General features: G+C 69.3%; 4 protein-coding genes. All 4 read left to right on the top strand.

Going from position 1 to position 7060, the window contains the following annotated elements; all coding sequences use genetic code 11:
* The first annotated feature begins 151 nt into the window (after positions 1 to 151).
* A complete protein-coding gene (locus DPV74_RS37420) occupies positions 152 to 1777 on the top strand; it encodes an APC family permease (RefSeq protein WP_119339007.1) in 1626 nt (541 codons plus the stop codon).
* A gap of 76 nt (positions 1778 to 1853) precedes the next feature.
* On the top strand, positions 1854 to 3446 hold the full coding sequence (locus DPV74_RS37415) for an aldehyde dehydrogenase (NADP(+)) (RefSeq protein WP_119339006.1): 1593 nt from the start codon (positions 1854 to 1856) through the stop codon (positions 3444 to 3446).
* On the top strand, positions 3439 to 4461 hold the full coding sequence (locus tag DPV74_RS37410) for an Ldh family oxidoreductase (protein ID WP_060207533.1): 1023 nt from the start codon (positions 3439 to 3441) through the stop codon (positions 4459 to 4461). The genes DPV74_RS37415 and DPV74_RS37410 overlap by 8 nt, the downstream gene beginning before the upstream one ends.
* A 283-nt stretch (positions 4462 to 4744) precedes the next feature.
* Positions 4745 to 6604 (top strand): dihydroxy-acid dehydratase, encoded by a 1860-nt coding sequence (gene ilvD / locus DPV74_RS37405; RefSeq protein ID WP_027791333.1) that lies wholly within the window; start codon positions 4745 to 4747, stop codon positions 6602 to 6604.
* Positions 6605 to 7060: the final 456 nt, after the last annotated feature.

The raw sequence follows: 7060 nt of genomic DNA, 5'->3' as shown, positions 1-7060 counted from the left end.
ACCGGCGCCCACCCGCGCCGCGCGTGAACGGCCCGCCGCCCGCCCCGGTCGTTCGAACCGGGCGACGCCGGCCGGCAGGCCTGCGCCGCTGCTCCGTCGGAGCGCGGCGCACCTCGAGCCTGTGCCGATATTCCCCCCAGGAGACAAGCCCATGCCAGGCCAAGGCAACGCACACCCGTCTGTCCCGCTTTCCCGTTCCGCGCACCCCGACGCGGGTCACGGCAAGTTCAAGAAACAGCTGTCGCTGACCGATCTCACGTTCATCGGTCTCGGCGCCATTTTCGGTTCGGGGTGGCTGTTCGCCGCGAGTCACGTCTCGACGATCGCGGGCCCGGCCGGCATCTTCTCGTGGCTGCTCGGCGGCTTCGCGGTACTGCTGCTCGGCATCGTCTACTGCGAACTCGGCGCCGCGCTGCCGCGCGCGGGCGGCGTGGTCCGCTACCCGGTGTTCTCGCACGGCCCGCTGCTCGGCTACCTGATGGGCTTCATCACGCTGATCGCCTTTTCGAGCCTGATCGCGATCGAGGTTGTCGCCGCGCGCCAGTACGCGGCCGCGTGGTTTCCGGGCCTGACGGTCGAAGGATCGAGCGACCCGACGACGCTCGGCTGGCTCGTGCAGGCCGCGCTGCTGTGCTTCTTCTTTTACCTGAACTATTCGAGCGTGAAGACGTTCGCGAAAGCGAACAACATCATCAGCATCTTCAAGTTCATCGTGCCGCTGTCGGTGATCGCGGTGCTGTTCACGTTCTTCAAGCCCGCGAACCTGACCGTGCACGGCTTCGCGCCGTTCGGCATGCCGGGCATCGAGATGGCCGTGTCCGCCGGCGGCATCATCTTCGCGTACCTCGGGCTCACGCCGATCGTGTCGGTCGCGAGCGAGGTGCGCAATCCGCAGCGCACGATCCCGATCGCGCTGATCCTGTCGATCCTGCTGTCGACGCTGATCTACGTGCTGCTGCAGCTCGCGTTCATCGGCAGCATCCCCACCGCGATGCTCGCCGGCGGCTGGCACGATGTGAGCAAGGCGTTCACGCTGCCGTATCGCGACATCGCGCTCGCACTCGGCGTCGGCTGGCTCGCGGTGATGGTCGTCGCCGACGCGATGATCTCGCCGAGCGGCTGCGGCAACATCTACATGAACGCGACGCCGCGCGTCGTCTACGGCTGGGCGAAGACGGGCACCTTCTTCAAGGTGTTCACGCGCGTCGACGAAGCGTCGGGCATCCCGCGCGCGGGCCTGTGGCTCACGTTCGGCCTCGCGATCTTCTGGACGATGCCGTTCCCGTCGTGGGAAGCGCTGATCAACATCGTGTCCGCCGCGCTGGTGCTGAGCTATGCGGTCGCGCCGGTCTCGGTCGCCGCACTGCGCCGCACCGCGCCCGACCTGCCGCGGCCGTTCCGCGCGAGCGCGTTCGGCATCACCGGCCCCGCATCGTTCGTGATCGCCGCGCTGATCGTCTACTGGTCGGGCTGGAGCACCGTCTCCTGGCTGCTCGGCCTGCAGATCGTGATGTTCGTCATCTACCTCGCGTGCCGCCGCTGGGTGCCGACCGCACACCTGAGCCTCGCCGAGCAGGTGCGCTCGTCCGCGTGGCTGATCGCGTTTTATGCCGCGATGATCGTGCTGTCGTATCTCGGCGGCTTCGGCGGCACGGGCCGGCTCGCCCATCCGTACGACACGGTCGTCGTCGCGGCCGTCGCGCTCGTCATCTACTACTGGGGGGCGAATACAGGCGTCCGTTCCGACAAGCTTCAGCTCGACGACGACGAGGACTGACGCGCCCCCGCCGTTTCCCATGATCCCTTCGGCCGGGCGCGCCACGCCCGGCCCCCGCTTTTTTCCGAGGAAAACCATGCAACTCACAGGTCAGCTCCTGATCGGCCAGTCCGCCGTCGCCGGACAGAACGGCACCCTCCACGCACTCGCCGCCGCCACCGGCGAACGGCTCGAGCCCGCCTTCGGCGGCGCGAGCCTGCACGACCTGGAGACGGCCTGCGCGCTCGCCGACGACGCGTTCGACATCTATCGCGAAACGTCGCTCGAAGCACGGGCAGCGTTTCTCGACGCGATCGGCCGCCACATCATGGCGCTCGGCGACGACCTGATCGAGCGCTGCGTCGTCGAAACGGGCCTGCCGCGCGCCCGCATCGAAGGCGAGCGCGGCCGCACGGTCGGCCAGCTCGCGCTGTTCGCGTCGCTCGTGCGCGACGGCGGCTTTCTCGACGCGCGGATCGATCCGGCGCGCCCCGAACGCAAGCCGCTGCCGCGCGTCGACCTGCGCCTGCGCAACATCGCGGTCGGGCCCGTCGCCGTGTTCGGCGCGTCGAATTTCCCGCTCGCGTTCTCGGTCGCCGGCGGCGATACGGCGTCGGCGCTCGCGGCCGGCTGCCCGGTGATCGTCAAGGCGCATTCGGCGCACCCCGGCACGTCGGAACTCGTCGGCCGCGCGATCCAGCAGGCCGCGCGCGAATGCGGAATGCCCGCCGGCGTGTTCTCGCTGCTGTTCGACGCATCGCGCGAGATCGGCCAGGCGCTCGTCGCCGATCCGCGCATCAAGGCCGTCGGTTTCACCGGCTCGCGGCGCGGCGGCGTCGCGCTGATGCACATCGCGGCCGCACGCCCCGAGCCGATTCCCGTCTATGCGGAAATGAGCTCGATCAACCCCGTGCTGCTGTTTCCCGCCGCGCTCGACGCGCGCCACGACACGATCGCGCCGCAGTTCGTCGCGTCGCTCACGCTCGGCGCCGGCCAGTTCTGCACGAATCCGGGCCTCGTGCTCGCGGTCGACGGGCCCGCGCTGCGCGCGTTCGAGGAAACGGCCGCCGCCGCGGTGCGTGCAGCGCCCGCGCAAACGATGCTGACGCCGCACACTCACGCCAGCTACGAAGGCGGTGTCGCGGCGCTGCGCGCTCACGCTGCGGTCGAGTTGCTCGCGCAAGGCGCGGAAGGCGACCGGCTGCAGGCCCGCGCCGCCCTGCTGGCGACCTCGGCCGATGCGTTCGTCGCGCATCCCGAGCTGCGCGAAGAAGTCTTCGGCCCCGCTTCGCTGATCGTGCGCTGCCCGGACGCCGACACGCTGCATCGCGTGCTGAAGTCGCTCGAAGGCCAGCTGACGATCGCCGCGCATCTCGCCGACGGCGACGCCGCCCTGTTCACCGCGCTGCGCCCGACCTTCGAGCGCAAGGCCGGCCGCATTCTCGTCAACGGTTTCGGCACGGGCGTCGAGGTCGGCCATGCGATGGTGCACGGCGGCCCGTTCCCGGCTACATCCGACACGCGCACGACGTCCGTCGGCGCGCGAGCGATCGAGCGCTTCCTGCGCCCGGTGTCGTATCAGGACCTGCCGGATGCGCTGTTGCCGGAAGCGATCCGCAACGGCAATCCGCTGAACGTGCCGCAACGCATCGACGGCGTGCCCGCGCCGCGGGAGGCGAACCATGTCTGAGCAGATCGCCGAAGTCGTCCTGTCGCTCGATGAAGTCCACGCGCTCGCGCTGCGCGTGCTGACGCACCACGGCATGTCCGACGCCCATGCCCGGGCCATCGCCAACGTGATCACGCAGGGCCAGCGCGACGAATGCCATTCGCATGGCGTGTATCGGCTGCTCGTGTGCGTGCGTTCGCTGAAGAAGGGCAAGGTCGATCCGCAAGCCGTGCCGACGCTGCGCCGGCTGTCGTCGTCGATCGTCGCGGTCGACGCGCATCGCGGCTTCTCGCTGCTGAGTTTCGAAACGGGCCTGCCCGTGCTCGTCGAGATGGCGAAACAGCACGGCATCGCCGCGATGACGATCAACCATTGCTACCACTTCTCCGCGCTGTGGCCGGAAGTCGAGGCGATCGCGGCCGAGGGGCTGGTCGGCATCGCGATGAATCCGAGCCATAGCTGGGTCGCGCCGGAAGGCGGCAGGGAGCCCGTGTTCGGCACGAACCCGATCGCGTTCGCGTGGCCGCGCCCGGGCGGCGTGCCGTTCGTGTTCGACTTCGCGACGAGCGCGATCGCACGCGGCGACATCGAGCTGCATGCGAAGCAAGGCAAGGCGATCCCCCCGGAATGGGCGATCGACGCCGAGGGCCGGCCGACCACCGATCCGAAGGCCGCGCTGCAGGGCGCGATGCGCACGTTCGGCGGTCACAAGGGGTCGGCGCTCGCGGCGATGGTCGAGTTGCTCGGCGGCGCGCTGATCGGCGACATGACGAGCCGCGAGTCGATGGACTTCGACGAAGGCGTCGGCGCGACGCCGTGCCATGGCGAACTCGTGATCGCCTTCGACCCGAAGGTGTTCCTCGGCGACGATCTCGATACCGGGCTCGCGCGCGGCGAGCGGATGTTCGAATCGATCGTCGCGCAGGGCGCGCGGCTGCCGTCGCAACGGCGCTTCGACGCCCGCGCGCGCAGCATCGCGAACGGCGTGCGGATTCCGAAGGCGCTGTACGACGAGATCCTGACGCTGCTCGACTGATCGCCCGCTCGGGGCCGGATCGCTCGGCGATCACCGATCGATGCGCGGCCCGGTCGGCTTCCCGCCCGGTCGCGCGGCCGTCCCGCGGCCTTCGGCACGTTTTACGCCGGGCACGCCTGCGGCGCCGGTTGCCGGCCCCGCGGGCGCCACGCCCGCGGCGGCTGTGGGATAATCGCCGGGTTTGCCCAGGGCGCAGCTCAAGAGGTTGTTCGCACGGGCGCGAGAGAGGCCCTTATTCCCCGTGCCTCCACCCTTTTCCCGCGATATTTCTTCAGCAACGACAATGCCCACTTACCGTTCCAAAACTTCCACCGCCGGCCGCAACATGGCGGGTGCGCGCTCGCTCTGGCGCGCCACCGGCATGAAAGACGACGATTTCTCGAAGCCGATCATCGCGGTCGTCAACTCGTTCACCCAGTTCGTGCCCGGGCACGTGCACCTGAAGGATCTCGGCCAGCTCGTCGCGCGGGAGATCGAGGCTGCCGGCGGCGTCGCGAAGGAATTCAACACGATCGCGGTCGACGACGGCATCGCAATGGGCCACGACGGCATGCTGTATTCGCTGCCGAGCCGCGACATCATCGCCGATTCGGTCGAATACATGGTGAACGCGCACTGCGCGGACGCGATGGTCTGCATCTCGAACTGCGACAAGATCACGCCGGGGATGCTGATGGCCGCGATGCGCCTGAACATCCCGGTGATCTTCGTGTCGGGCGGCCCGATGGAAGCCGGCAAGACGCGCCTCGCGAACCCGGTCACCAAGACCGTCGAACTGAAGAAGCTCGACCTCGTCGACGCGATGGTGATCGCGGCCGACCCGTCGTATTCGGACGCCGACGTCGCTGAAGTCGAACGCTCGGCCTGCCCGACCTGCGGTTCGTGCTCGGGCATGTTCACCGCGAACTCGATGAACTGCCTGACCGAAGCGCTCGGCCTGTCGCTGCCCGGCAACGGCACGGTGGTGGCCACGCACGCCGATCGCGAGCAGCTGTTCAAGCGCGCCGGCCGCCGGATCGTCGAGCTCGCCCGCCAGCACTACGAGCAGGACGACGAACGCGTGCTGCCGCGCTCGGTGGGCTTCAAGGCGTTCGAGAACGCCATGACGCTCGACATCGCGATGGGCGGTTCGACCAACACGATCCTGCACCTGCTGGCGATCGCGCAGGAAGCCGGCATCGACTTCACGATGAAGGACATCGACCGCCTGTCGCGCGTCGTGCCGCAGCTGTGCAAGGTCGCGCCGAACACGAACAAGTACCACATCGAGGACGTGCACCGCGCAGGCGGCATCATGGCGATCCTCGGCGAACTCGACCGCGCCGGCAAGCTGCACACCGACGTGCCGACCGTGCACGCGCCGTCGCTGAAGGATGCGCTCGACCAGTGGGACATCGTCCGCACGCAGGACGATGCGGTCCGCACGTTCTACCTGGCCGGCCCGGCCGGCATCCCGACGCAGGTCGCGTTCAGTCAGGACACGCGCTGGCCGAGCCTCGACCTCGACCGCGCCGAAGGCTGCATCCGCTCGTACGAGCATGCGTTCTCGAAGGAAGGCGGCCTCGCCGTGCTGACGGGCAACATCGCGCTCGACGGTTGCGTGGTGAAGACGGCCGGCGTCGACGAGAGCATCCACGTGTTCGAAGGATCGGCTCACGTGACCGAATCGCAGGATGAAGCGGTCGAGAACATCCTCAACGACAAGGTCAAGGCCGGCGATATCGTGATCGTCCGCTACGAAGGCCCGAAAGGCGGCCCCGGCATGCAGGAGATGCTCTACCCGACCAGCTACATCAAGTCGAAGGGGCTCGGCAAGGCATGCGCGCTGCTGACGGACGGCCGCTTCTCGGGCGGCACGTCGGGCCTGTCGATCGGCCACTGCTCGCCGGAAGCCGCGGCGGGCGGCGCGATCGGCCTCGTGCGCGACGGCGACAAGATCCGCATCGACATCCCGAACCGCACGATCAACGTGCTCGTGTCCGACGAAGAGCTGGCGCGCCGCCGCGAAGAGCAGAACGCGAAGGGCTGGAAGCCTGCGCAGCCGCGTCCGCGCAAGGTGTCCGCGGCGCTGAAGGCCTACGCGAAGCTGGTCATGTCCGCCGACAAGGGTGCCGTGCGCGACCTGTCGTTGCTCGACGACTGACGCGAATAGTACGGCCGGCTGCCCGCCACGCGCAGCCGGTGGGGCTGGGGGCAGGACAACCCGCCCGCGCCGCTGTGGAAGCCGCTCTCCGGAGCGGCTTTTTTTCGTCCGGCGCCCGGGAATCCCCAGCGCCGGCGACATCAGTGACGGAAATCTTCGGGGCCACCGCCTCCGCCACCACCGTGGTTACCGCCACCGTTTCCACCACCTTGCGGCCGCGCATAACCGCCGCCGCCCCCGCCTCCCTGACGCACCGGCGGCGGCATCGGACGCGCGTCGCCTCCCTGGTGCATCGCCGGCGGCATCGGACGCGCCTCGCCTCCCTGGTGCATCGCCGGCGGCATCGGACGCGCCTCGCCTCCCTGGTGCATCGCCGGCGGCGGGCTAGTCGGACGCGCGTTGCCCGCCCCGCCCGGCATCGGTGAAGGCGCCGGTGCTGCCGGCGGCGGTGTGCGG

The sequence above is a fragment of the Burkholderia sp. HAN2018 genome (assembly GCF_024704855.1).
Taxonomy (GTDB): domain Bacteria; phylum Pseudomonadota; class Gammaproteobacteria; order Burkholderiales; family Burkholderiaceae; genus Burkholderia; species Burkholderia cepacia.
Note: the sequence above shows the minus strand (reverse complement) of the source record. Positions and strands in the feature narration are given on the sequence as shown.

Coding starts and splice junctions, on each gene's coding strand:
- DPV74_RS37420 (WP_119339007.1), top strand. CDS start 152: ATGCCAGGCCAAGGCAACGCACACCCGTCTGTCCCGCTTTCCCGTTCC.
- DPV74_RS37415 (WP_119339006.1), top strand. CDS start 1,854: ATGCAACTCACAGGTCAGCTCCTGATCGGCCAGTCCGCCGTCGCCGGA.
- DPV74_RS37410 (WP_060207533.1), top strand. CDS start 3,439: ATGTCTGAGCAGATCGCCGAAGTCGTCCTGTCGCTCGATGAAGTCCAC.
- ilvD (WP_027791333.1), top strand. CDS start 4,745: ATGCCCACTTACCGTTCCAAAACTTCCACCGCCGGCCGCAACATGGCG.